This is a genomic window from Marivita sp., assembly GCF_051859345.1.
Taxonomy (GTDB): domain Bacteria; phylum Pseudomonadota; class Alphaproteobacteria; order Rhodobacterales; family Rhodobacteraceae; genus Marivita.
Genome location: NZ_JBHYFV010000024.1, coordinates 1 through 23,262, shown reverse-complemented (window position 1 = coordinate 23,262; position 23,262 = coordinate 1). Strand labels below are relative to the sequence as shown.

Here is a 23,262-nt window from a genome sequence, read left to right as displayed (position 1 = left end):
GGGTCATGCCTTGGCCGCCGCGCGCCTGCCCGGTGCCGATCCCGTACACAAGGTGTCGATCATCCCGCGCACCATCGGAGCCTTGGGATATACGCTGACACGCCCCACCGAGGACCGGTTCCTGATCACCCGGTCAGAGCTTGAAAACCGCATGGTCATGTTGCTGGCAGGTCGCGCAGCGGAACAGATCCGCTTTGCCGAATGGTCCACCGGTGCCGCGGACGATCTGGTGCGTGCCACCGATATCGCGCGCCAGATCGTGACACGTTTCGGGATGGACGAGACGTTGGGCCAAGCGGTACTTGAGCAAGATCGCGGCGGGTATCTGGGCGAGGACAAGCTCAGCTTTTCGCCGCGGAACCATTCAGAGACCACCGCACGCGAGGTTGATCTTGCGGTGCGTGACCTGCTCCGAGCAGCCTATGATCGCGCGGTCGGTCTCTTGCGCGCCAACCACGACGATCTTGAGGCCGGGGCGCGGCTATTGCTGGAACGCGAGACGATCACGCCAGCCGATTTCGCCCCACTCAAACCAGCAGAGGCGACCGCCGCATGACCCGTAAGCCCTCTCGTCAACCAGCCCGCTCTCGACCCGCGCCAAAGGTTCCTGAGAGTGCGCCGAAATTGCCCGCCGGGGTCATCCCAACCTTACCAGCGTCGCATCGCCACGCCGCGCTCGACCGGGGCACACTGGCGAGCTTGGCGCGGTTTACCGGCGGGCTGTCGCCACATGCGATAATCGATGCCTGGAGCGATTGGGCGATGCACCTGAGCCGCGCACCGGGACGGCAATTGGAACTGGTTGAACGGGCACAGGCAAACGGACTGAAATTGGCCCAGTATGCGACGGCGAAGATGGCTGGCCAGAACCCGGAAAAACCCTTTCAACCGGGCCACTACGACACGCGCTGGACGCATGAGGGATGGAACAAGGCACCCTTCGCGCTTTGGCAGCAGGGGTTTCTTGCCACGCAGGATTGGTGGCATGCCGCCACCTCGGAATTGCGCGGATTGCGCCGACAGAACGCGGATCGGGCTGGATTCATGATGCGCCAGATCCTCGACACGGTCTCGCCGTCGAATTTCCCGCTCGGCAATCCGGAGATCCTTGAAAAGACCCGGGCGACGGGTGGGCGCAATCTGATCGACGGAGCGCTGCTTCACGCCGATGACGCGCGCCGCATCCTTGCGCAGGAACACCGACCTGTGCCCGATGCTTTCGCGCTCGGCAAGGTGCTGGCTTCGACACCGGGCAAGGTGGTGTGGCGCAACGATCTGATGGAGCTGATCCAGTATTCCCCCACGACGGCAGAGGTCCAAGCCGAACCGGTGCTGATCGTGCCTGCCTGGATCATGAAATACTACATTCTCGATCTCTCGCCAGAAAATTCCTTCATCCGCTGGTTGGTGAGTCAGGGCTTTACGGTGTTCTGCATTTCGTGGCTCAATCCGGGCGCCGAGCATGCGGAACTGTCGCTGGAAAATTACCGCAAACAGGGCATCATGCAGGCGCTCGACGCCATAAATGCGATTGTGCCGGGGCAGAAGGTGCATGCCAACGGCTATTGTCTGGGTGGCACAATGCTGGCCATCGCGGCGGCGGCGATGGCGCGCGATGGCGACGACCGGCTCGCGTCGGTCACGTTGATGGCGGCGCAGGTGGATTTTGCCGAGGCGGGTGAATTGCTGCTGTTTCTCGACGAGAGTCAGGTCGCCTTTCTGGAGGACCTGATGTGGTCGCAAGGCTATCTGGACCGACCGCAGATGGCTGGGGCCTTTGCCGCGATCCGGTCTGAGGATCTGATCTGGTCGCGCGCGGTGCGCCGATATTTCCTTGGCGAGCCCGACCTGCCCACAGATGTCACCGTTTGGGTCAATGACACCACCCGGATGCCCGCGCGGATGCATTCGGAGTACTTGCGCGGTGTCTTCCTTGAAAATCGAATTTCAGCGGGGCGTTTCTCGGTTGAGGGCCGAGTTATCGCGCTCAAGGACATTTCCGTGCCGATCTTCGTGGTAGGCACCGAGTCCGATCACATCGCCCCTTGGCGCTCGGTCTACAAGACCGCCCTGTTTACCGATTGCGACATGCATTTTCTCTTGACCAAGGGGGGCCACAACAGCGGCATCCTGTCTGAGCCGGGACATAAGGGCCGCCATTACAGACTTGGTCATCGCCGGGCGGGGGCGCATTACCGCGACCCTGATACCTGGCTGGCAGCGCATGATCCTCAGCCCGGATCCTGGTGGACTGAATGGGCTGGCTGGCTGTCAAAAAACAGTAGCGGAGCGGTGCCGCCGCCCGACGCACATCCAGATTATCCCGCCCTCGGGACTGCGCCCGGAACGTATATTCACCAAGTGTGACTGTGAAGCCAAGTCCGACACTCCTTTTCGCCAAGATCACCCGAGACCGACCAACAAAGAGCCCGGAGCCGCGCCATGCCTGTGCCCGCCCTCATTCCTCTCTACCTCGTCGTCGTGCTTCTGCCGCTCACTCTCGCATGGGCGCAGGGTCTTCCCTCTCGCCCGCTTGTTGACGACCTTGCCAGTGGCGCGGGGTTCGTCGCGTTTGCCGTGATCCTGGCCGAGTTTTTCCTGATTGGACGATTCCGAAGCGTGACGCGGCGCGCGGGATCAGATGTCGTCATGCGCGCCCATCAACTCCTCGCACGCACTGCGCTGGTGCTCGTGCTGGTACATCCGTTTCTCTATGTCTCGCCAATGACGCCGCCGCCGGTTTGGGATGTGACGAGCCAAACCGCGCTAAACTATGATTGGGCGGGACTCTGGCCCGGGATCATCGCTTGGCTGCTGCTGGGTGGATTGGTGGCAATGGCCATTGCCCGCGACGTGAGCGGTGCGCGCTATGAGCATTGGCGGCTGCTGCACGGGCTGGGCGCCGTTCTGGTTGCAGCGTTCGGTTTACTGCATGTTCTGCGCGCGGGGCGCTACAGTGCCGACCCGCTACTGGGCTGGGTCTGGATCGCATTTTTGGCGCTCGCCGTCGGGTCGTTGCTGTATGTCTATCTTGTTGCGCCATTGTTCCGGTGGCGCAGACCGTGGCGCGTGACTTCGGTCACTCCCGCAGCGGAACGCACATGGACTGTCACGCTTAACCCCGACTTTGAGGGTCGGGTTGAGTACAAGGCGGGACAATTCGCGTGGCTCAATATCGGAAAAGGAGTCTTCAGCCTTAATGAGAACCCGTTTTCGATCAGTTCCGCCCCCTCGGCCGGGCGCGACGTGGAATTCATCATCAAGGAACTGGGCGATTTTACCAACACCATCGGGCAAGTCCGGCCCGGCACTCGGGCCTGGATGGACGGCCCGCATGGTCACCTGACGCATGAAGGCCATGATGATGCACCCGGCATCGCGTTGATCGCTGGAGGTGTCGGAATTGCGCCTCTCATCGGCATCTTGCGGGAACTCGCCGTCACTGCGGATCCAAGGCCCACCGCGTTGCTTTACGGCAACCGGACCGAGGCGCAGATCGTATGCCGCGAAGAATTGCAAAACCTTGCCGAAGCCCACGGCACCGAGGTGATACATGTCCTGTCCGAAACCAAGAAAGGCTGGACCGGTGACACCGGCATGATTGACGCGACTCTCCTGGAGCGGCATTTCGGAACCAAGTCGCGGCGCAACTGGCTCTATATCCTCTGTGGTCCCCCGCCCATGCTCACCAGTGTGAAAGCAACGCTGATTGGCCTCGGCGTTCCGGCCTCGCGCATCCTGTCGGAACAGTTCGTTTACGACTAAACCGCCTGCGTCATGGCCCATCAAGTCCGGATTGCTGAAATTTGCGACTTCGCTGACGTTCCCTCTTTGCAAGGCTGTCCCCGCAGCGGCCCTGAATCACCACAGCGGGGAAGAACTGACCGTTCAGAGGCATCCCGCCAGCGAGGTGGCAAGATTGCGCAAGAGTTGGGGGTAAAGGTCTGCACCTGGTTCGAGGTCGGAGCCAAGAGGGTCCATTATTCCTGTGCGTACTTCTGAGCCATCCATGACCGAGGCCACAATCCCCGGATCGAACTGCGGTTCTGACATGGCGCATGTGATGTTCTGATCCGCGACCAGTGACTGGATTTCAGCGATGCGCGCCGGGCTGGGATCGGTCGCATCAGAGACCGAGATCGCGCCGGACGCAGGGAAGTCGAAAGCGGCCTCGAAATACTGATAGGCATCGTGGAAAACGATGAACCTTTCCTCACGCACGGGATCCAGTATGCCGTTGATCTCGTTGCGCAGGCTCGTAAGTTCATCACGCCCTGCTGCGGCATTTGAATAATATGATCCGGCATTTTCCGGATCGGCCGCCGACAGCGCGGCGGCGATCGCGTTCAGCCAAACCGCCCCGTTGTCCGGAGACAACCATGCATGTGGGTCATGGTCGCCGTGGTCATGGCCGTCATGCGCCGCCTGTTCGTCGGCGTGGTCCGCGTGTTCTGAATGCTCATCGTTATCTCCGTCGTGTGAATGCTCGTCGTGATCATGGTCTTCATGGTCCGCGGCATGGTCCTCTTCTCCGTGAAGATGCGCCATGAAAAGCGCATTTTCACGCGACGGCAGTTCCGTGGTGCCCTCGGCTTCCATCAGCTCGATTAAAGTCGCATCACCAGCCAGCGTTTCGATTGCATCTTCCAGCCAAGGGGTCAGATCCGGACCGATCCAAAACACCAGATCCGCCTCTTGCAAAGCCCCGGCCTCAGACGGACGAAGGCTGTACTCATGCGGGCTTGCACCCTGCGCGATGATGAGCGACGGCTCCCCCACTCCTGCCATGACGCGCGCCACGAGTGAATGCACTGGCGTGATATCGACCGCCACATTCGGCACATCCGCGAGAGCCGTCCCTGCCAGGAGCGAGGCCGCAAGAGACAAGGATGCGAGGTTTCTGGACATTTTCTACTCCATGTGATTTTATAACGTTACATGTCGGATACAGGAAATGTAATAACATGACAAGTGGGTCACAGACAGACCATGAACTGCCGTCAGACACAGTCGGGTTCGACAAGCACAACCATGCGGACTGTATCAATACCGCAGTGGCGGCGGCCGAGTCGCATTGCGCAAGCAACGGGCTTCGCTTCACACCAGTCCGGCACAAGGCGCTTGAGATCCTGTTGCAGGAACATCGCGCACTTGGTGCTTACGAGATGCTTGACCGGCTGCGCGACGCGGGCTTCGGGTCGCAACCCCCTGTTGCCTATCGTGCGCTGGAGTTCCTTGTGGCCAACGGCTTCGCACACAAGATCGAGCGGTTGAACGCTTTTGTTGCCTGCGCCCATCCCGGAGCCAATCATTCCCCTGCATTCATGATCTGCAGAGCCTGCGACTCCGTTGCAGAAGCGCAATCGGCACCTGCACGCGACAGTCTCGGAGATGCAGCACGCGCAGCCGGGTTCCAGATCGAACGAACCTTGGTGGAAGCGGTCGGTCTATGCCCGACCTGCGCAGAGAAGGCCGCACCATGAGCCTTGTCACCGTTGAAGACATCAGCGTTGGCTACGGCGCTGACACGGTGTTGGCGCATGTGTCACTCGCCATCGAGCCCGGAGAAATCGTGACCATTGTCGGCCCGAACGGGTCCGGAAAGACGACGCTCTTGCGGTCCTTGATCGGCGCGGTGCGACCCGAATCCGGGCGGATTACACACAAACCCGGTCTGCGCATCGGATACGTCCCGCAAAAACTGCACATCGACCCCACCTTGCCAATCACCGTTGAAAGGTTCTTGCGCCTTCCGGGCGGCGTTGCACATAGCGCATGTAAGCGCGCGCTGGCACGCGCAGGTGTGCCGGACCTGTCAGGACGCCAGATGTCCGGCCTGTCCGGCGGTCAGATGCAGCGCGTTTTACTGGCACGCGCGTTGATAAATGACCCCGAAATCCTGCTTCTGGACGAGGCAACCCAAGGCCTTGATCAGCCTGGTTCTGCAGCTTTTTATCGCCAGATCGAAGAGGTGCGCAGAGACACCGGCTGCGCCGTCCTGATGATCAGTCACGAATTGCACGTTGTGATGAGTGCGTCTGACCGGGTGATCTGTCTGAACGGGCATGTCTGTTGCGAAGGTACGCCCGAAATCGTCTCGGCTGCGCCGGAATATCGTGCGCTCTTCGGGACCGGAACAGGCGGGGCGCTTGCACTTTACCGCCACGACCATGATCACGCACATGACGAAACCTGCGATCACGATCATGGGCATTCTCATCATACCAAGACCAAGGCGGCAGAATAATGCTGGACGATTTCATGACCCGTGCAACGCTGGCAGGTGTTGGTGTTGCCTGTGCCGCCGCACCCCTGGGCAGTTTTGTGGTCTGGAGGCGCATGGCCTACTTCGGAGACGCGACCGCCCATGCCGCGATCCTTGGGGTGGCACTGTCACTGGCTTTGAATGTCTCGATATTTGCCGGCGCAGTAGCAGTCGCTTTGACCATGGCCCTCATCGTAACCCTGCTGACAGGTCGCGGCTACGCGATGGACACTTTGCTGGGCGTTCTCGCCCATTCGGCTCTGGCCTTTGGGCTGGTGGCCGTTTCGTTCCTGTCAGGTATCCGGATTGACCTGATGGCGTATCTGTTTGGAGACATACTCTCTGTGTCGCGCGGCGATCTGGCTGTAATCTGGGGGGGTGCCGCGCTGGTTGTCGGGCTGATCGGCTGGCGCTGGTCCGCGCTGCTGACTGCGACGCTCAGCGAAGAGCTTGCCTATGCCAGCGGCATTGACCCGCGGCGCGAGCAGCTTGTCCTGACCTTGGCACTGGCCATCACTGTCGCCGTCGCGATCAAGGTTGTCGGCGTTTTGCTGATCGCGGCGATGCTGATCATCCCTGCCGCCGCAGCGCGCCCTGTGTCGCGCACGCCCGAAGAGATGGCGGTGACAGCCGCTGTGATCGGTGGCGGATCGGCACTAATCGGATTGCGGGCCGCCTACGCGCTGGACACACCGGCCGGACCCTCCATTGTCTGCGTTGCCGCCCTCATATTTCTGGCAACAAGCGTTCTCAGGGGGATGCGCGCCTAAGGTCTGCAGACCCCTCTTGGGCCCCCTGCCCCTCTGTGATGGGTTCTTGTCGCCGCGGTTTTCCTTGAACTGACCTTGCGGTATCTGGCGGTGCATTCGTCATCCCTACCCCATCGCCATGACGAAGGTGCAGACTGCACAGTTCGATGTTCTGTCTCATTGCGGGTCACTTTAGCCACCCCTGATCTCAATGGCGAAGCTGCGCCTTGCGCCTTGTGGCGGTTTCGGGAACGGCCCCGCACCCCGCACCAGCCGCACCGCTGCCTGATCGAGCGCAGCAGACCCTGAACTGCGCGCCAGCGAGACCGAGTCCAGGCCGCCGGTGCTGCCAATGGTAAAGGACACCATCGCCGCACCGCGCGCAGTGACGCGTGGTTTGCCGGCGCGGGACAGCCTGCGCATGACCAGTCCGGGATAATTGCTGACTGCGGCGTTTCCGGCAACCTGCTTTTGACCGCCAGATCCACTTTGGCGCGCTGTGGCATCGCGTGTGCCGGTCGCCTCTCCTGCGCGGGCGCTCTTCTCGGCATTGCCTTGATTTGCCTTTGGGTGGGACGCCTTTGCCTCGGGTTTCCGTAGCGTCGGCTTGGTCACAATGGCTGGTTTATGAGCCTCGACGAATTCGGCGCTGCGCGGCATTGGTCGCAGCGACCGCGTGACCGTCGTGGTTAGCGGGTCTTCGCCTTCCAATCGATCCGGCTTTGCGGCAACGGTGCGGGGTCTTGCCGTTTCCTTCAGTACGGGTTGAGGACGTTCAGCAGCCAGCGTCCCATCCGGCACGTCCGGGACAGAGCGCGCCGCCAATTCGGCTTCTACACCCTCGATTGGCACGGGGGGCATTGCGGGAATTGGCGTCTCCAAGAACGGCTGCGGGGCGCGCTCGGGCTCTTCTGGTCGCATGGTCTCGCTTGACGTTTCTGGGTCGACCCTGTCCGCATGTTCGGCTGTCAGTGTGCCCGCCGCCATGTTCCGAAACCCGCTTCCCAGGCGCACTTCAGAGGCGCCGCCCGCCCCTTCGATAAGAGCCTCATCGGAAACGACAAGAGCCAGAGCAAAGGCCCCATGTGTCACAATGGCGATCGACAGCGCGACGATCTTGGCGGTGCTGGCGAAGCGGGTCATTGCAGCCCTCTCTCGGTGACGATGGCAACGACTGTCGCCCCAGCTTCTCGCAGCGCGCGGCCAAGGGCCACCAGCGTCCCCGCCGGTAGATCCCGGTCGGGTATGACGCGCACCCGCTCGCGGCTTTCAGGTGGCAGCGTCTGAACGAACTCGGCCGCCGTGGCCATCGGCACGCCCTGTCGCGTCATACGTCCATCCGCATGCACGACCAGCGCATCCGCAGGGGCCGTACCTTCGATCTCGGCGGTGCTGACCAGCTTCAATTCAGGGTCAAGCGGTGCGGCAAGCGTGCCTGCAACCAGAAAAAAGATTAGCATCAGGAACACGATATTGATCAGCGCAATCGTCGGTTCGCTCTCCTTTTTTCGGATCAGGCGTTTCATGTCGCCTCCAGCACGGTGACGCTGAGATCGGGAAGCTTTCGCAAGGCGGCCAGCAGATCGGTCAGTCGTTGTGCCGTCACATCCGTTTGTGGTGCAATCAACACAGTCAGTCTTGCGTCTCCGCGGCGTAGCGGGTTCAGGGCTTCCGAAAGGCCCGAAAACGCGGCTTCGGTTCCATTTACGCGCAATCTGTCAACCGCGAGGGACAGGAAAACGGGCGTGTCAAACGACTGACTGCTGCCCGCACCGACCGAAGCAAGATCGACCTCGGCAAAGCGCGTAAAGGTCGATGAGAGCATAAAGAACAACAACAGCAAGAAGATCACGTCAATCAACGACGTCATTGACAGCCGACGACGATGATGCCGCTTACGCATGAACCGGCTCTGCTGCGGGCATGACGCCGCTTGCTCGACCTTCGGGCGACAGGATCGTCCGTAGCGCCGACTGCGCCAGAACACGGTCGCCATCCATGCGCGCCTCAAGCCAGCTGAGCACAACCGAGGTTGGCATTGCAACCGCAAGCCCTACCGCCGTGGTCAACAGCGCCACCCAGATGCCACCCGCAAGGATCGACGGGTCAACCTGCGCGCCCGCCTCTTGCAGCGCTTGAAACGCCGAAATCATGCCAAGCACCGTGCCGAACAGACCCAAGAGCGGCGCAAGCTGCGCCACGGATTCAAGCAGTCGAAAACCGCTTTCCAGTCTGGCAAAGCGCATTTCGGCCTCTGCCTCGAGTCGGGCAGGATCGTTCTGCCCGTCGATCGCCATGGTGACGACGGGCACAAGATAGCTGTGCGATTGTCCCAAGTATCGACGCGCAGTGGTCCGGTCGCCGGTGTCCCAAGCGTGGATCGCCTGCCGAAGCGCCTTGTGCCGACCGACTCCAACCACGGTGAATTGCCAAAGCTTGTAGAGGATCACCGCCAGAACAAGCACCGAAAGCGCGCCCAACAGAAGAACGACCGGGCCGCCCAGATCGGCGATATGCAGGATGGCATCACGAAGCGTGGCGATCATCCCACCACCTCCACATCCGTCCGGCTGCGCAGTTCGAGATCGCGCGTGCAGGCGTCGGCGGGCAAACCTTCCCCGGTACAGGTCTCGGCCCCATTGACCAGCAGTCGTCCAAGTGATGAGCAGGCAAGTCCGGGCACGACGAATTGGCGGACACGCGGACGCGCGGCAGGCAGCGTGCCGAAATCGAACAGTGTCAGCCGGTTCACCCGTCCCTCGGTATCAAAGAGCACTGTCTCAAAGACAGCCGCCTCGATATCGCTCGCATGGCCATTCTGGATCAAGAAACTGATGCGGCAGGCATGCTCGACCGGTTCAAGCGCGTTGAGTTCTATGGACATATGCGCGCCCTGAACATCTTGCGCGTCGCCCGACGTTCCCGCCAGCAAAGCCGCCATGCAGATCGGCAAAAATTGTCTTTGAAGTGCAAGCATGACTCCAGCCTCCGATGTCACGAATGGTCATCTGGCTGGGGATGCGCCCTTGCTGGATAGCGTTCTGCTACCACGCAGGAGGCAAGGCTTCAATACCTGATTAAATCAGTCTGCTTTTTCGTCGGGTCTGATGGGCAGCCGCTTCGACAATCACGACAGTATGTCGATCAGTTAGTCAGTTGGTCAGGATCAGCCTGGCGTAGAGTCCAGTTTACAAAAGCGGGTCAAGAGCCTCCACTTTGATCCAGAAACCGCAAACGGTTGCCGAACGGGTCCGTCACCTGCATCTGCAATCCCCAGGGCAGCGTTTCCAACCCCGGCCGCATATTCGGGTTATGCGGCAAGGATGCGTGCCAGTCGCGCAACCCGTCCAGATAGACCATCGCAGTTGATCCGGGCGTCGCATCGCCGTGATGTTCGCTCAGGTGCAGGTGAAACTCACCAAGCCGCAAGAAGGCGTAAAGCGGCGCGCCGGGGTCAAAGCGGTGCTCGCCTTCCCATGTGAATCCCAGCCAGTCGATATAGAACGCCCGCGCCTTGGTTTCGTCGAAACTGCGAAAGATCGGCGCGGTGCGGGTGACTGTCGGGGTCACGCCGGTTGCAACGCGTCGATTGCCTGAATCGACTGGAAACCTTCAAAACGCGGCACTCCTTCGTGCAGCTTGCGGCTTTGCCCCGCGCGGGCGTGGGAGGCGCGGAATTCCTCGCTGGTGGTCCAGGCGCGGAACTTTTCTTCGGAGTCCCAGACAGTGTGCGAAGCATAAAGCACGCGCCCGTCCTCTTCGGGGCCCTTGAGCATGTGGAACGACACAAAGCCGTCCATGTCCTGAAGACGGCTTTCGCGCGACAGCCAAAGCTCCTCGAATTCGGCAGCGTTTTCCAGCGGAACGGTAAAACGGTTCATTGCAAGATACATGGCGGGTCTCCTCAGTTGAATGTCAGGGACAAGCAGGGGTCGTCACGCTCGGCAGGTGGGACGAAACGGGTCTCGTCAAAGGGAATGTCGGTGGCACCTTCGACAAAGCCGATGGCATGGGTGGTCACATCCGGCGCGGCTCGCGCGATTATCGCGGGAATACCCCAATCGGTGCGGGCGTGGCCATTCCCGGCAATCACCGCCACGGGAGGGCCGTAGAGCTCGAGCGCGGACAACGCGGCACGGGCGAACACCGCATCACGGTAGCGCTGCACATCGACCATGCCGCCCATCGTTTCGATCGGCATGGCCTGGCAATGGGCCTCGAACTGCATCGTCTCGCGCGCAGCCTGCTGGTCTGCGGGCAGCGGCAGGTCAAGCCCGAAGCGCGGCGCATCCGGTCCGAAGAGGGCGGCAGCACCCTCACCGTAAACAGCCGAGATCGTGTCACGCGGCGCGGCGGCACCGATGATGCGCGCCTGCCCCAGGGCATCGAAGATCGGTTCGTACAGCGCATAATCCGGCCAGCTTCCACTTTCCCAGATCTTGCCAACCTTGTCGCGCGCGGCATCGGCCCTTTGGCCGTCCTCGGCCGTCAGCATCTCGAAGACGACGGCGGTCGGACGCAGCGCGGCAAGGGCTTCAGCCTGACCCAGATGGGCGTCGGCATTGTCATGCACTTCGCCAAGAATGACGATGTCGGCGGATGGGTCGGCCAGCGCGGTGCTGGCAAAGCAGAGGAACAGGGCGGCAAGGCGCATGAGAAGTCCTTTCAGGCGGAAGCCGCGTGCGGCAGGATATAGGGGATATTTCTAGGCGGCGGGGCCGATACGCGCAATGCGCAGCCATAGGCATGTGACAGGGTGCCGTCGGTCAACACCTCTTGCGGCGTGCCGAAGGCAAGGCATGCGCCATCGGCCAGAACCGCAACTTGGTCGGCAAAAAGCGCGGTCAGGTTGAGGTCGTGCATGACGGCGATCACCCCGCCACCCTGCCGTGCGAAATCGCGCGCGATCTCCATCACCTGCAACTGATGCGCAATATCGAGGCTGGAAACCGGCTCGTCCAGCAACAGCCAGCGCGGCTGTCCGTCCTCGACTGGTGCCCAGACCTGCGCCAGCACGCGCGCCAACATGACGCGCTGTGCCTCACCGCCGGACAGTTCCTGAAAGGTGCGGTCGGCATAGCCCGCCAGACCGACCCGCGCCAACGCCTGCATCGGCACCTCTGGCCGATCCCCCGCCGTGCCCGTTTGCAGGCCAAGGCGAACCACCTCGATCACCGAGAAGGGAAAGGCCAGCCGCGAGGCTTGCGGCAACACCGCACGCTGTGCCGCCAATTGCCAAGGCTTGAGCGTCTGAATGTCCTCTCCGTTCAGGCATACGCGTCCACGATAGGGAAGCGATGCGGTGATCGCCCCCAGAAGCGTGGATTTGCCCGAGCCATTTGGACCGACGATGGCGGTCACGTCACCCGGCTGTGCCGTCAGGCTGACGCCGCGCAACGCGTCGCGGCGGCCATAGGAAACGCGGATATTTTCGGCGACAAGGCTCACAGTTCCACCAGCCCCCGGCGTTTGAGAAGAATCCACAGGAACACCGGCGCGCCCAGCACCGCTGTCACGATGCCAATGGGCAGTTCGGCGGGTGCGATGACGACACGGGCGATCACATCCGCGAGGATCAGCAAGGTCGCACCAAGAAGCGCGGAATTGAGCAACAGGGTGCGGTGATCCGGCCCCGAGGCCAGCCGCAGCAGATGCGGCACGACGATGCCGATGAACCCGATCCCGCCCGACACCGCGACAGCCGCGCCTGTCGCACCGGCAACCGCCAGAATGGCGATGGATTTCATCCTCTGCACGTCGATGCCGATATGCGCCGCCGTCGCCTCGCCCAGAGCCAGTCCGTTAAGGCTGCGCCCCAGCATCAGCGCGACACCGATGGACAAAAGGATCATCGGTCCGGCAGCCAGCACCTTGGACCAGCTTGCCCCGGCCAGCGATCCAAGCCCCCAAAAGGTGAGATCGCGCAATTGCCGGTCATCAGCGATATACACAAGAATCCCAGAAAGCGCCCCGGCCAGCGCTCCAAGCGCGATCCCCGCCAGCAGCATGGTGGCCACAGAGGTGCGCCCATGCCGGGTCGAGACACGGTAGAGCAGAATCGTCGATCCCCAGCCGCCCAGAAACGCGGCGAAGGGGGTCAATTGATTGCCCACCCGGTCAATCACCCAGACAGGCAGCATCCCGCCCAGAACGATTGCCAGTATCGCTCCCAATCCGGCCCCTGCCCCGACGCCGACGATCCCCGGATCGGCCAGCGGATTGCGAAACAACCCCTGCATCGCCGCCCCCGACACTGCAAGCGCAGCGCCGACCAGCACACCCATCGCCAGACGTGGCAGGCGGATGTCGAACAGCACCACCCTTTCCATCTGACTCAGTGCCTCGCCCGAGACGAGCTTGCCCAGCAGCGCCGACAGGGTCACATCCGACGCGCCGACCTGAAGGCTGGCCGCCGCCGCCATCAGCAACGCGGCGGCAAGCCCCCAATGCAGCGTGCGCGCAAGGGCCAGCCGGTCGCGCGGCGGCGCGGCGATGTCCGAAAGAGCGACCAAGGGATCAGGCCCCCTGCCCGTACAAGGCGTCGTTGAGCATTTGGATGGCCTGCGCGGTGCGCGGACCGAAACCCAGCATCAGAAGACCGTCCATACGCACCGAAGACCGTGTCTGTGCCGCCGGTGTCAGCCGCACGGCGGGCATGGCAAAAAGTTCGTCATCCCCCGCGCCGTGATCACCACCCCGGTCCATCATCAGGATGACATCCGGCGCGGCCATCCCGACCGCCTCGTCGGTGATCTGCTTGTAGCCCTTAAAATCGGAAATCGCGTTCACGCCACCCGCCATGCGGATCAGCGCATCCGCGGCCGTACCTGTGCCGGAGGCGTTGATCTTGCCACCCTGCGTCGAGAGGACAAACAGCACGCGTTTCTTGTCGGCCTCGGGGCGGTCAGCGTCAGCCAGCGCCTTGGCGAGATCGGCCTCCACCTCGGCGGACAGCGTCTCCGCCTGATCCTGTGCATCAAGCGCCTCGCCGATGATGGCGATCTTGCGCAGGATGCCTTCGGCTGTCAGGGCGCCCGGCACCTCGACAAAGCCGATGTCTGCGGCGCGGATCACGTCCAGCGCCTCGGGCGGGCCCGCGCCTTCCTCCGAAAGGATCAAGGACGGTCCAACCGACAACACGCCTTCGGGTGAAAGCGCGCGCATGTAGCCCACATCGGGCAGGTTCGTCACACCTGCCGGATAGGACGATGTGGTGTCCCGCGCCTTGAGCCGATGCTGTTGGCCAAGAGCGACGACGATTTCCGTCACCGACCCGCCGATGGACAAAACATCGGCATTGGGATTGTCCGGTTGCGCCGCTTGTTGCGCGCTGACGGTAATGGCGACAAATGCACCAAAAAGCGCAGTCCAGATGCCGGTGAAGACGGCAAAGCCATCGCGTTTGCGGATCATGCCGCCACTCCTTCAACTGCGGGCAAAGACGCGACGATCCGCGCCCAGTCGGGCCGGGAATCGCGACCTTCCTTGCCGACGCCGAACACCTGGAAGATCAGCCCGCCTTCCGCATCGAACGCTTCGACCGACACGGCGGGCCCGCGCTGGCTGGGTTTTTCGACCGCCCAGACCTCTGCCACCTTGTCGAGCCGAAGATGCAGGTTGAAACCCGGATCCATCACGTTCTGCCACGGCCCCATCGGACGCAGCGTGTGAACCGGCCCGGTGTGGATCTGGATACAGCCGCGATTGCCGACAAAGATCATCACCTCGATCCCCGTCTCCTGCACCGCGCAGAGCATCGCATCGACCGCGCCCGGATCAAGCCTGCGCACAAACGGAGTGCCAGCGATGCGGTAGGCGCCGAGACGGTTCATCTTGAGCTTGGAACACAGCCGCAGGAACTGGTGCGTGTCGGTCAGTCTGGACCATTCCTCGCGCAGGACGTCCACCTTGTCGGCACGCGATTTCGCCGCCTCGGTCGGTTTGCGAGGGTCAACCGCAATCGTGTCAGTCTGATCGTCCAGCGCCAGACCCGCCAGTTCTTTTTCCCAGACATCATGGTTGGACGCGTCACGGAGATGGATTTTATGGACCGCATCGCCCGCCGCATCGAAGATTTGCAACGAACGACGCGGTCCCTGCTCGGACTCGGTTTCGACCGCATAGGCATGGACCCATTGGGACGGAAAGATGCGCAGGTCGATATTTTCGGTCAGGGTCATCGCGGCATGTTCACCGGAATGGTAATTGCCATATGCGCCGACCTTTTCATGCACACAGGCGTCCACCCGCGTCAGCGCCATCACCTCTCCGAAACGCTCGGCGGTGGGGATGATGCGGTCGGGATGAGCGTCGATTCGGGTGGCACCGTGGCCGATGCCGGCGGCCACCAGTTGCGCCTCTGAAATGCCAAGCGCCTCCGCCGCATCGCGGGCGCGCATCTTGGGGTTTTCCTCCTGATAGGCGCGGATCTCTTGTGAAGTCAGAGCTGTCTGCTCGGTCATGGGGCATCCTCGGAATGTTGGTTTGATCCGATGGCTGCGCCCGGAGGGAAACGGTGCGTGGCTGTCTTAATTTACTTGACTGTTTTAGTCTGATACCCTTAACGCTGCAACCCATTGCGATAAGATTTATCGTCAAGTCACCAAATCCGCCGCGCCAGCCTTTCGCAAGCTACGGCTAGAAACACATGAAGGATGGCGCATATGCTCACCCCCCTTTTGCGCGGGACAACCGCGCTTGTCTGCCTGTCACTGGCCGTACCGGCCTCGGCGCAGAATACCGAAACCCCCGGCTTTCTGGGTACCCTGATCCTGACCGGCGGCAAACGCGATCTGAGCTTCGGCACCGCGTTGGCCCGTACCGTTGTCGGGGAAGAAGAAATTCAGGACCGTCAGGCCAGCACGGTTGCACAGTTGATCGACTCTGTCCCCGGCGTGACGCTGGTCAACGGCACCACGCCACAGGGTTCGGGGATCAACATTCGCGGGTTCGGCGCCAACACGACTTATGGAACCGACCAGAAAATCGCGGTTCAGATCGACGGCGCATCGGTTGGGTCCGAAGAACTCTACCGCATCGGAACCCAGCTATTCACCGATCCGCTGCTGTACCGCGAGGTCGAGGTTCTGCGCGGGACAATTGGCAGTTTCGCCTATGGGTCCGGGATCGTCGGCGGCGTCGTCAAGATGGAAACCAAGAACGCGTCGGATTTCACCGGCGGCGTGCCGGGCTTTGGCGGGTCACAGACGCTGGAATACAGCTCCAACGGCGATGGCTGGGCCAGTTCCACCAACCTTGCCTGGATGCCGACCCAAGGGGCGGAGTTTCTGATGAACTATACCCTGCGCGACCAGGACGATCTGACAGACGGTGACGGCGACACCATCGGCAACAGTTCGTTCCGCACACCGTCCTACCTTGCCAAGGGCAAATTCACCTTTGGTCAGGATGGCGCGCATTCGTTGACGCTTGGCCATTCCAACACGCTGGCCGACGACAAGGACGTACCCTACGACCAGTTCGAGACAACCGCAGGCAGCTTTGGTCGGGTTGACCGGGTGACGGACACCACCCAGACGACGCTGGAATATCGCTTCAACCCGGCAAGCGACCTGATCGACCTGCGGGCAAACCTGTCCCACGCGGATCAGCGGATCGATGCGACCTATATCGACGGCAGTTCGCCGTTTCAGGCCGGAGATCCGCTGGATGCCTTTTGTGCCAACCCGTTCTTCGGTGTGATTTGCGCCGACAATCGTTATGAGACGACCAAGCTCACCCTGTCGAACCGGGCGTTGTTCGCGACCGGGACAGTCGAACACGACATGCTGGCCGGGGTCGAGGCGATCCGCAAGGAACGTCTTAACGCCAGCAGCGCGCCGGGTGGCACCGACCGCCGGTTCGCCGCCTTCGTCGTGAATGAAATGACCATCGGTCAGATCACTGTCACGCCTGCGCTGCGGTACGAAACATCGACCATCGAAAGCTCCGAACCTTTGGCCGGTGTGCCAAACAGCTATGAAACCGACGCGCTCATGGGTGGACTGGCCCTGGCCTATGATTTCGGCAACGGGTTGTCGGCCTTTGGCAGCGCCGCCTATACCGAGGGTCTTCCGATCATCGACGATCTGGCCGCCAGCGCCACGTCGCAGCGACGTCTGATGATGACCGAAAAATCCCAGACCCTGGAACTGGGCGCTGAATACACCGGCACAGATGTCTTCGCGCAAGGCGATACCTTCACCATTCGCGGCAATTTCTATCAGACGAAACTGTGGGATATCACCAGCTACACCGCGTCGGGATCGACCACCTCGGACCTGGACCATGTCGAATCGAACGGATTCGAGCTGGAAGCGTCTTATGGCATGGAGAGTGGTCTTTACCTCGATCTGGCTGGTCATCTGGGCGAAAGCACCGAGTACAATCCGGATGGCACAAACACGACATGGCGCAACAGCCCCGCCGACCGGGTCCAATTGACCATGGGCAAGAAATGGGATGACCGTGTGGACCTGAGCTGGGAAATCGTCCACGCTGCTGACCGCCGCGATGCACTTGGCGGCGACCTTTCAAACAGCACCATCCACAACCTGCGCGCCACCCTGCGCCCCGAGCAAGGCTGGCTTGACGGCACCGAAGTCCGGTTTGGCGTCGAGAACGTGCTGGACGCGGATTACGTTGGACATCTATCGTCTCCCAGCCGGAAATCTCCGGGCCGGACCTTCAAGGTGTCCCTGACCAAATCGTTCTGAAACAGGCGGCCGGGGCCAATGGTCCCGGCCTAGAGGAACACTCAATGAACTCAGTTTGGTGGACGACCTCGGGTGTCAAACATCCATGCACGGTCGCCAATCTTCAGACCCCAACTATACGGGTCGCTACCCGAACGTCGTTGGAGCCGAGCGTTTCTTGCAGAGGAACGTCCCAAAGTGTCATTTTTACTTTATCTTTGAGAACAAGCGCCTTGACCATTTTCGAGCCTCCCTTTCCTTCCGAACGGCACGCCGGACAATTGTGTTGCAGCTTTAGGGTTCGGTTTGGCTCCGTTAGACGGGTTTGCGAGACCTGTGTGGTCAGCAGTTTTTGACCGGAAATTATAGTGTCAACGCCGTCGCAGGTCTGTGTCGACGGCCTTTTGCGGTCTGGAACTTCCGGTCGGCCAGAGCACTTGCAGGACAATCAGACAACTCGACTATGCCTGAACGACCATCACGAATCATTGCGGTGCATTGCGTGCACAAAGGCTGTCTCGATCTTTGCCCCCTGCCCTCCTCCGCGACGCTCCATCTTCGGTTCTCTTTGGTGTGCCTTGGTAGTGTTCAGATACAGGGTGACCACCTTCGGAACTCAATCGACGGAAAAACTTTGGCCAAGCGCCTCGGCAATGCCTACTTCGTATCCGCCACAAGCAAGGGCCACATCGCGAACCTGATATTTGATTTCAAAACCTGGCTCAAAGAGCGACGTTTGCTGCAAGAGGTTTTCGGGACTCACCTTCGACAGCAGGTTTACAGCTGTAAACTTCAGCCCAGCCTTGTTCGTCGATATAGTCTCTACAGGCCAAGTTAGACACTAAATAAAGGAAATTTCTTGACTTAGACCCATGAATCACGGCTTTTGTCCCCAAGTGGCGCAAAAACAGCTACATTTTCGAAATTGAGGCAACCACATGATTCCCGTGACACCCTTGTCAAATGAGCGTCCTTCTGCTCTGGCGACGGAGATTTCCGAACGGCTCAACGCTGCAATCAGGGAACATCTACTTTCCGCTTTTGCCCCAGACAATACGAAAACGCTACGCTCTTTTTCGGCGCCTGAAGCTGCCGAGCTTCTAGGTGTATCCGGACAGTTCATGCGGAAGGTACATTCTGAGGGAACAATCCCCGAACCGGACGACATTCGCGGGGGACGGCGCTACTACACCGCTCAAGACATCTGGAATGCCCGCGAAGTTCTGGAAAAGACATCGAGGACGAAGCGTCGCTACCTGCCCCGCCGTTCAGGTGAGGAAAAACTTCAAATTTGGCAACTGATGAACTTCAAAGGTGGATCGAGCAAGAGCACGACGAGCGTTCACCTCGCACACTACTTTGCCTTGCGAGGGTATCGGGTCTTGGTTGTCGATTTGGATCCGCAGGGATCGCTGACTTCGATGTGTGGAATCAGCCCTGAGATTCAGTTTGATGGTCTGACTGTTTATGACGCGATCCGTTATGATGATCCCGTTAAAATGGCCGACGTTGTTGTCCCAACTTACTTTCCGGGACTTTCCATCGCGCCTTCGCGCTTGATGCTGTCTGAATTTGAAACGGAGTCGGCCGTTCACTCGAACCCGGAGCAACCCTTCTTCACCCGCATTCGGAACGCATTGACGCAAGTTGAAGACAATTTTGATCTCGTGCTCATGGATAGCCCGCCACAGCTTGGCTTTCTTACGATCGCCGGCATGGCCGCCGCCAGTTCCCTGATTGTCCCTTTGACGCCTTCGATGTTGGACGTTTCCTCGACCGCGCAGTTTCTTGAACTTGCCGGGGCGTACATGGAAGTGATCGAGGATGCTGGCGCAACTCTTCAATATGATCATTTCAAGTTCTTGATCACGCGGGACGAGCCTACGGATGTGCCGTCACAGCAATTGACGTCTTTCATGCGTGCGCTGTTTCAAGATCGGGTCATGTCAGCGACAGCGCTCAAGAGCACAGCCATAAGCGATGCGACCATGCTCAAGCAGTCGATTTACGAGGTGGTCCGGTCTGAAATGACTCGCGCCACTTATGATCGCGCGAAAGGGTCGATGGATGCGGTTGGGCAAGAAGTTGAAACGATGGTTCAGCAGTCCTGGGGGCGCAGGTAATGGCAAGGAAGTCACTTAGCGACATGTCCGGGATTGCAAACACAATTGCGCGCTCGGGTGGAACGCCTTCAGAAAAGCACCCCAAGGCCAGCGCTCCGGCCTTGGGGGCGTTGCAGGGATCTCTTGCGTCCATTCGGGAAATCGACCCAAATCTGATCGACGACTGGGGTCCGGTGGACCGCCTTGAAGAATTTACAGCTGTAAACGCCGAAGACGATGATGAGAACTTCGAAGTTCTGAAAAACAGTATCCGCGAAGGTGGTCAGCAAGTCCCCATTCTTGTCAGGCGGTCCAAGACTGCTGAAGGGCGCTATGAGGCTATCTACGGACGACGCCGATTGAAGGCATGTCGTGAACTTGGATTGAAAGTTCGCGCAAACGTTCAGGATATCGACGATGCTACGGCCTTGTTGGCGAAAGGGCTGGAAAATGCGGCCCGTCGCAACCTGTCGTTCTACGAGAAAGCGCGCTTCGCAGAAGCCATCCAATCAGCGGGACATGACGGAGCCACAGTACGAAAGGTTCTTAATCTTTCCGCATCAGGGCATTCACATCTTAGCAAGGTGACACAAAACGTCCCATCCAAGATTGGTGACTTTATTGGCGCAGCACCAAAATCGGGGCGTCCAAAATGGACGGATTTGGCGGAACTGTTTCGAACGAAGAAGCTGACTGAAAAAGTTGCTCTCGACATACTGGCCAAGATCAGTGCGTCGTTGAATTCTGATGAGCGTCTGGAAACGCTGATCAAGGAAGCAACCAAACGTGGTGCCAAGGCACCCGGCGGCTCTCGAGAGATCACACCCATCGAAGGCGTTACCATCAAAGCCGGACGCGGAACTTTGTCTCTGTCGGTGAAGAAGTCAGGAGCAAGCGCAGAGTTTGCAACCTGGCTCGAAGACAATCTCGCAGAGATCATAAAGAGATCCCATGCCGAATTTACAGATGTAAACTCGGCGGATGACAACTGAGGACGAGCAGAAAGGAGGAATGGCGAACAAAGAAAAACCCCCGAAACCGGAGCTTCGAGGGCTGCTGCGCTAAGCGCAATTCTTAGATTAGACACCTGGAATCTAGCACCCAAAGAAACGCCGCACAAGAAAAAACGCTTCTGAGCGCACGGGATCTCTTTGTCTGCTGAAACAGGAATGAAAAAAATTCGCGATGCTCTGCATGGAGCGGCTGAGTCAGGCATGCCTCAGAACGAGAGAGGTATGTCTAAATTGAAACATTCTTCGGGTTGGCGTAAGCCCACACCCGGTCTTGGAGCTGCAGAACAGCTTGCCCAAGCCGGTGAACGGGTTGGAGTTCCCAAATCACGGGCCTACGTCGCGCTCAAGCGTGTGGGAGCACATATCGGCCTCAAGGCTGGAGATATGATGCTCCTCGATACTCTAGGGGCCTTTACGCAGACCCAGGATTGGGACGAAGGGCAGCGCCCGATCGTTTGGGCGTCGAACGCTTACCTCATGGAGCAGACAGGCTTTTCGCTGTCGGCCCTCAAGCGCCATGCCCGGCGCCTGGCCGAGATCGGAGTGATTTCCTTCAAGGACAGCCCGAACGGTAAGCGCTGGGGGCGCAGGAATGCGGAGGGAGCAATTGTCGAGGCCTATGGCTTCGATCTGTCACCTTTGTCGGCGCGCGTTGAAGAGTTTGAAGAACTGCACGTCAACTTGCGTGCCGAGCGTGAGCTCTGCCAACGCCTCAAACGGCAGATCACAGTTGCACGCCGGATGATCCGTGCCCGGATCGACGCCGCTCTCAACGGCGCGCTGCGCGGGCCGTGGGCAGAGTTCACGAACATCTTCAATGAACTCCTGAACCGGCTACCACGCCGCAATGAGGCATCAGAGTTGCTCGAACGCGTTCTGTCCTGGTTCAAGGAACTTCAGGAGCGCGTAGAGACCGCATATCTCAAGGCAAATACCGGTCCGGCCCCTGTGGATAACATCGGTGAGGGCACCGAACAATTGGCTAGGCAGACACAAGAAATGAACCCCAAGCAGGCCAATTCTGGACCTCATATACTAATTACAAAACAACTTAATCTTGTAATTGGTAACGACTCTGAAGAGGAAGAGACGACAGCTCTGCTCCGCAACACTCCACCCGAAGAGCGAGTAGATAGAGAGCTGAAAGTCTGGGGAACCAAAGTCCGCAAAAAACAAATCGCACTCGATCTGCCAACAATCATGCAAGCTTGTCCAGAGTTCGCATCTTGGGCACGCAATATGGGTGGATTCCTGAACGATTGGGGTGAACTACATCGGGTTGCAGGCAAACTGCGACCAATGATCGGGGTCTCGGAACATGCCTGGAACGTGGCGCAGGACCGATTGGGCAAACAGATGGCCACGGCAGCCTTTGCGTTGGTCTTTGAAAAAAATGTCGCCGGAGAGGTGACGTCACCAAGCGGTTATCTGCACGGAATGGTTACAAAAGCCGGGGCAGGGGAGTTACACCTTGAGCGCAGCTTCTATGGTTGCTTGAGCAGGCAGACGGCCTGAGGCATTTTTCTCTCAGAGCCGTTTGCAATTTAAGATATCGCTGTTAAATGACCGAATGCCCGCGTCCAAATCGGTGCGCTTGATCAGGCGCGCAACGTGTTTGTCGTTGAGGCGCGATTCCAGCGCACGTTTGCCATCGCGTGAGGTGCCGACAAAAGACCGGACTGAAGTCGATGCGTCCGAAGTGCAGCCATTGTTCGAGCGCATGCACAGGGCAGGTCTGGTCCGAGGAACCGCGGCCAATCTCGACTTCGCGCCAGCCGGTCTTGGCGTTCAGCGTCAGCAGGGCGCCCTTGTCGAAGATCTCGATCCAACCGCCGGAGGCCGGCGTGTCGTCCTTGTGAACGTCGAGGCTGACAATTTCCGAGCGCCGGAGGCCCCCGGCATAGCCGACCAACAGGATCGCACGATCCCGCAGCCCGCGCAGGTCGAAGGGCAGGGTGGCAACCATCGCGAGGATGTCTTCGGCTAGGATCGCTTCTTTCTGCACCGGTGGACGCGCGTGCTTGCGCTTGATCCCGGCGAACACTGTCGCGATGTCGCGGTTCTTACGATCAAGGGTAAACCCGCGCTGCGCATAGTTCCAGGCGAGTCCCGAGATGCGACGCTCGATCGTGCTGACGGACAGGGGGCGGGTCGCCGACTGCGGTCCGGGCGCGGACTACGAAGTGGAGAGGCTCGACCCGGAGGCGAGATCGGCGAGGTAAAGACCGATCATCTCGGCCGAGGGGGGCAGGGGCTCCACCCCCCTCATCCGGCACCAGCGCGCGAAATAGGCCCAGTCTTTCGCGTCGGCCTTGAACGTGTTGTCGGAGGCCGCGGCGCGCGCGTAGTCGCGAGCGGTGTCGACCAGACGATCAAGGTTGCCGGAACCAGCGACATGGGTGGGCAGGGCGATGCCGTCGCTTTCCTCTCGATCGGTCT

At 60.2% G+C, this 23,262-nt stretch carries 22 protein-coding genes and 2 pseudogenes; 10 read left to right on the top strand and 14 right to left on the bottom strand.

Annotation, left to right across the window (positions count from 1 at the left end):
- The 3 genes and pseudogenes from ACTIEN_RS14905 to ACTIEN_RS14895 form a co-directional block, all read left to right on the top strand.
- Nucleotides 1-556: pseudogene (locus ACTIEN_RS14905) on the top strand (ATP-dependent zinc metalloprotease FtsH); the annotation flags it as partial.
- Nucleotides 553-2,367 carry a PHA/PHB synthase family protein gene (locus ACTIEN_RS14900; protein WP_439523939.1) on the top strand — a complete coding sequence of 605 codons (1,815 nt, stop codon included), beginning with the start codon at nt 553-555 and terminating at the stop codon, nt 2,365-2,367. The pseudogene ACTIEN_RS14905 and the gene ACTIEN_RS14900, both read left to right, overlap by 4 nt.
- A 75-nt stretch (nt 2,368-2,442) precedes the next feature.
- Nucleotides 2,443-3,765, top strand: coding sequence for a ferredoxin reductase family protein (locus tag ACTIEN_RS14895; protein ID WP_439523938.1), 1,323 nt, complete (start codon nt 2,443-2,445; stop codon nt 3,763-3,765).
- Nucleotides 3,766-3,888: 123 nt separating this feature from the next.
- Here the strand turns inward: ACTIEN_RS14895 and ACTIEN_RS14890 are convergent, their stop codons facing one another.
- Entirely contained in the window at nt 3,889-4,908 is a 1,020-nt protein-coding gene (locus ACTIEN_RS14890) for a zinc ABC transporter substrate-binding protein (protein WP_439523937.1), read from the bottom strand.
- Nucleotides 4,909-4,964: 56 nt separating this feature from the next.
- Here ACTIEN_RS14890 and ACTIEN_RS14885 point away from each other — a divergent pair, with 56 nt between their 5' ends.
- From ACTIEN_RS14885 to ACTIEN_RS14875, 3 genes are read left to right on the top strand one after another with little or no spacing between them, the layout of a single operon-like run.
- Nucleotides 4,965-5,483, top strand: a complete 519-nt coding sequence (locus ACTIEN_RS14885) for a transcriptional repressor (RefSeq protein ID WP_439523936.1) — start codon at nt 4,965-4,967, stop codon at nt 5,481-5,483.
- Complete coding sequence (locus tag ACTIEN_RS14880; protein ID WP_439523935.1) at nt 5,480-6,247, top strand: ATP-binding cassette domain-containing protein; 768 nt, start codon at nt 5,480-5,482, stop codon at nt 6,245-6,247. Before ACTIEN_RS14885 ends, ACTIEN_RS14880 begins: the two co-directional genes overlap by 4 nt.
- Nucleotides 6,247-7,035 (top strand): metal ABC transporter permease, encoded by a 789-nt coding sequence (locus tag ACTIEN_RS14875; RefSeq protein WP_439523934.1) that lies wholly within the window; start codon nt 6,247-6,249, stop codon nt 7,033-7,035. Before ACTIEN_RS14880 ends, ACTIEN_RS14875 begins: the two co-directional genes overlap by 1 nt.
- A gap of 171 nt (nt 7,036-7,206) precedes the next feature.
- Here the strand turns inward: ACTIEN_RS14875 and ACTIEN_RS14870 are convergent, their stop codons facing one another.
- The 12 genes from ACTIEN_RS14870 to ACTIEN_RS14815 all read right to left on the bottom strand — a co-directional run bounded on the left by ACTIEN_RS14870 (nt 7,207) and on the right by ACTIEN_RS14815 (nt 15,476).
- Nucleotides 7,207-8,157: a TonB family protein gene (locus ACTIEN_RS14870; RefSeq protein WP_439523933.1), complete on the bottom strand. Its 951-nt coding sequence runs from the start codon at nt 8,155-8,157 to the stop codon at nt 7,207-7,209.
- A complete protein-coding gene (locus ACTIEN_RS14865; protein WP_439523932.1) occupies nt 8,154-8,540 on the bottom strand; it encodes an ExbD/TolR family protein in 387 nt (128 codons plus the stop codon). Before ACTIEN_RS14865 ends, ACTIEN_RS14870 begins: the two co-directional genes overlap by 4 nt.
- The gene (locus ACTIEN_RS14860; protein ID WP_439523931.1) at nt 8,537-8,917 is read right to left on the bottom strand and encodes an ExbD/TolR family protein; all 381 of its coding nucleotides are present in this window, start codon (nt 8,915-8,917) and stop codon (nt 8,537-8,539) included. Before ACTIEN_RS14860 ends, ACTIEN_RS14865 begins: the two co-directional genes overlap by 4 nt.
- Nucleotides 8,910-9,560, bottom strand: coding sequence for a MotA/TolQ/ExbB proton channel family protein (locus ACTIEN_RS14855; RefSeq protein WP_439523930.1), 651 nt, complete (start codon nt 9,558-9,560; stop codon nt 8,910-8,912). The genes ACTIEN_RS14860 and ACTIEN_RS14855 overlap by 8 nt, the downstream gene beginning before the upstream one ends.
- A complete protein-coding gene (locus tag ACTIEN_RS14850) occupies nt 9,557-9,991 on the bottom strand; it encodes a hypothetical protein (protein ID WP_439523929.1) in 435 nt (144 codons plus the stop codon). Before ACTIEN_RS14850 ends, ACTIEN_RS14855 begins: the two co-directional genes overlap by 4 nt.
- Before the next feature lie 224 nt (nt 9,992-10,215).
- Nucleotides 10,216-10,584 carry a glyoxalase superfamily protein gene (locus tag ACTIEN_RS14845; RefSeq protein WP_439523928.1) on the bottom strand — a complete coding sequence of 123 codons (369 nt, stop codon included), beginning with the start codon at nt 10,582-10,584 and terminating at the stop codon, nt 10,216-10,218.
- Nucleotides 10,581-10,907 carry an antibiotic biosynthesis monooxygenase family protein gene (locus ACTIEN_RS14840; RefSeq protein ID WP_439523927.1) on the bottom strand — a complete coding sequence of 109 codons (327 nt, stop codon included), beginning with the start codon at nt 10,905-10,907 and terminating at the stop codon, nt 10,581-10,583. Before ACTIEN_RS14840 ends, ACTIEN_RS14845 begins: the two co-directional genes overlap by 4 nt.
- Before the next feature lie 11 nt (nt 10,908-10,918).
- Nucleotides 10,919-11,668 (bottom strand): ChaN family lipoprotein, encoded by a 750-nt coding sequence (locus ACTIEN_RS14835; RefSeq protein ID WP_439523926.1) that lies wholly within the window; start codon nt 11,666-11,668, stop codon nt 10,919-10,921.
- Between the two features lie 11 nt (nt 11,669-11,679).
- Nucleotides 11,680-12,462: a heme ABC transporter ATP-binding protein gene (locus ACTIEN_RS14830; RefSeq protein WP_439523925.1), complete on the bottom strand. Its 783-nt coding sequence runs from the start codon at nt 12,460-12,462 to the stop codon at nt 11,680-11,682.
- Nucleotides 12,459-13,526, bottom strand: coding sequence for a FecCD family ABC transporter permease (locus ACTIEN_RS14825; RefSeq protein ID WP_439523924.1), 1,068 nt, complete (start codon nt 13,524-13,526; stop codon nt 12,459-12,461). Before ACTIEN_RS14825 ends, ACTIEN_RS14830 begins: the two co-directional genes overlap by 4 nt.
- Nucleotides 13,527-13,530: 4 nt before the next feature.
- The gene (locus tag ACTIEN_RS14820) at nt 13,531-14,427 is read right to left on the bottom strand and encodes a heme/hemin ABC transporter substrate-binding protein (RefSeq protein ID WP_439523923.1); all 897 of its coding nucleotides are present in this window, start codon (nt 14,425-14,427) and stop codon (nt 13,531-13,533) included.
- Nucleotides 14,424-15,476, bottom strand: a complete 1,053-nt coding sequence (locus ACTIEN_RS14815) for a hemin-degrading factor (protein WP_439523922.1) — start codon at nt 15,474-15,476, stop codon at nt 14,424-14,426. The genes ACTIEN_RS14820 and ACTIEN_RS14815 overlap by 4 nt, the downstream gene beginning before the upstream one ends.
- Before the next feature lie 201 nt (nt 15,477-15,677).
- Here ACTIEN_RS14815 and ACTIEN_RS14810 point away from each other — a divergent pair, with 201 nt between their 5' ends.
- From ACTIEN_RS14810 to repC, 4 genes are all read left to right on the top strand, one after another.
- Nucleotides 15,678-17,729: a TonB-dependent receptor domain-containing protein gene (locus ACTIEN_RS14810; protein ID WP_439523921.1), complete on the top strand. Its 2,052-nt coding sequence runs from the start codon at nt 15,678-15,680 to the stop codon at nt 17,727-17,729.
- Nucleotides 17,730-18,646: 917 nt separating this feature from the next.
- The gene (repA, locus tag ACTIEN_RS14805; RefSeq protein WP_439523920.1) at nt 18,647-19,831 is read left to right on the top strand and encodes a plasmid partitioning protein RepA; all 1,185 of its coding nucleotides are present in this window, start codon (nt 18,647-18,649) and stop codon (nt 19,829-19,831) included.
- A gap of 23 nt (nt 19,832-19,854) precedes the next feature.
- Nucleotides 19,855-20,802 (top strand): plasmid partitioning protein RepB, encoded by a 948-nt coding sequence (gene repB, locus ACTIEN_RS14800; RefSeq protein ID WP_439523919.1) that lies wholly within the window; start codon nt 19,855-19,857, stop codon nt 20,800-20,802.
- 252 nt (nt 20,803-21,054) lie between these two features.
- Nucleotides 21,055-22,338: a plasmid replication protein RepC gene (repC, locus tag ACTIEN_RS14795; RefSeq protein WP_439523965.1), complete on the top strand. Its 1,284-nt coding sequence runs from the start codon at nt 21,055-21,057 to the stop codon at nt 22,336-22,338.
- 48 nt (nt 22,339-22,386) lie between these two features.
- On the opposite strand, the pseudogene ACTIEN_RS14790 reads toward repC, so the two are convergent.
- Nucleotides 22,387-23,236 (bottom strand): annotated as a pseudogene (locus ACTIEN_RS14790) (integrase); the annotation flags it as partial.
- Nucleotides 23,237-23,262: the final 26 nt, after the last annotated feature.

Bases quoted from the DNA above. Each gene is read 5' to 3' on its own strand.
- ACTIEN_RS14900 (WP_439523939.1), top strand. From the start codon at position 553: ATGACCCGTAAGCCCTCTCGTCAACCAGCCCGCTCTCGACCCGCGCCA.
- ACTIEN_RS14895 (WP_439523938.1), top strand. From the start codon at position 2,443: ATGCCTGTGCCCGCCCTCATTCCTCTCTACCTCGTCGTCGTGCTTCTG.
- ACTIEN_RS14890 (WP_439523937.1), bottom strand. From the start codon at position 4,908: ATGTCCAGAAACCTCGCATCCTTGTCTCTTGCGGCCTCGCTCCTGGCA.
- ACTIEN_RS14885 (WP_439523936.1), top strand. From the start codon at position 4,965: ATGACAAGTGGGTCACAGACAGACCATGAACTGCCGTCAGACACAGTC.
- ACTIEN_RS14880 (WP_439523935.1), top strand. From the start codon at position 5,480: ATGAGCCTTGTCACCGTTGAAGACATCAGCGTTGGCTACGGCGCTGAC.
- ACTIEN_RS14875 (WP_439523934.1), top strand. From the start codon at position 6,247: ATGCTGGACGATTTCATGACCCGTGCAACGCTGGCAGGTGTTGGTGTT.
- ACTIEN_RS14870 (WP_439523933.1), bottom strand. From the start codon at position 8,157: ATGACCCGCTTCGCCAGCACCGCCAAGATCGTCGCGCTGTCGATCGCC.
- ACTIEN_RS14865 (WP_439523932.1), bottom strand. From the start codon at position 8,540: ATGAAACGCCTGATCCGAAAAAAGGAGAGCGAACCGACGATTGCGCTG.
- ACTIEN_RS14860 (WP_439523931.1), bottom strand. From the start codon at position 8,917: ATGCGTAAGCGGCATCATCGTCGTCGGCTGTCAATGACGTCGTTGATT.
- ACTIEN_RS14855 (WP_439523930.1), bottom strand. From the start codon at position 9,560: ATGATCGCCACGCTTCGTGATGCCATCCTGCATATCGCCGATCTGGGC.
- ACTIEN_RS14850 (WP_439523929.1), bottom strand. From the start codon at position 9,991: ATGCTTGCACTTCAAAGACAATTTTTGCCGATCTGCATGGCGGCTTTG.
- ACTIEN_RS14840 (WP_439523927.1), bottom strand. From the start codon at position 10,907: ATGTATCTTGCAATGAACCGTTTTACCGTTCCGCTGGAAAACGCTGCC.
- ACTIEN_RS14835 (WP_439523926.1), bottom strand. From the start codon at position 11,668: ATGCGCCTTGCCGCCCTGTTCCTCTGCTTTGCCAGCACCGCGCTGGCC.
- ACTIEN_RS14820 (WP_439523923.1), bottom strand. From the start codon at position 14,427: ATGATCCGCAAACGCGATGGCTTTGCCGTCTTCACCGGCATCTGGACT.
- ACTIEN_RS14815 (WP_439523922.1), bottom strand. From the start codon at position 15,476: ATGACCGAGCAGACAGCTCTGACTTCACAAGAGATCCGCGCCTATCAG.
- ACTIEN_RS14810 (WP_439523921.1), top strand. From the start codon at position 15,678: ATGCTCACCCCCCTTTTGCGCGGGACAACCGCGCTTGTCTGCCTGTCA.
- repA (WP_439523920.1), top strand. From the start codon at position 18,647: ATGATTCCCGTGACACCCTTGTCAAATGAGCGTCCTTCTGCTCTGGCG.
- repB (WP_439523919.1), top strand. From the start codon at position 19,855: ATGTCCGGGATTGCAAACACAATTGCGCGCTCGGGTGGAACGCCTTCA.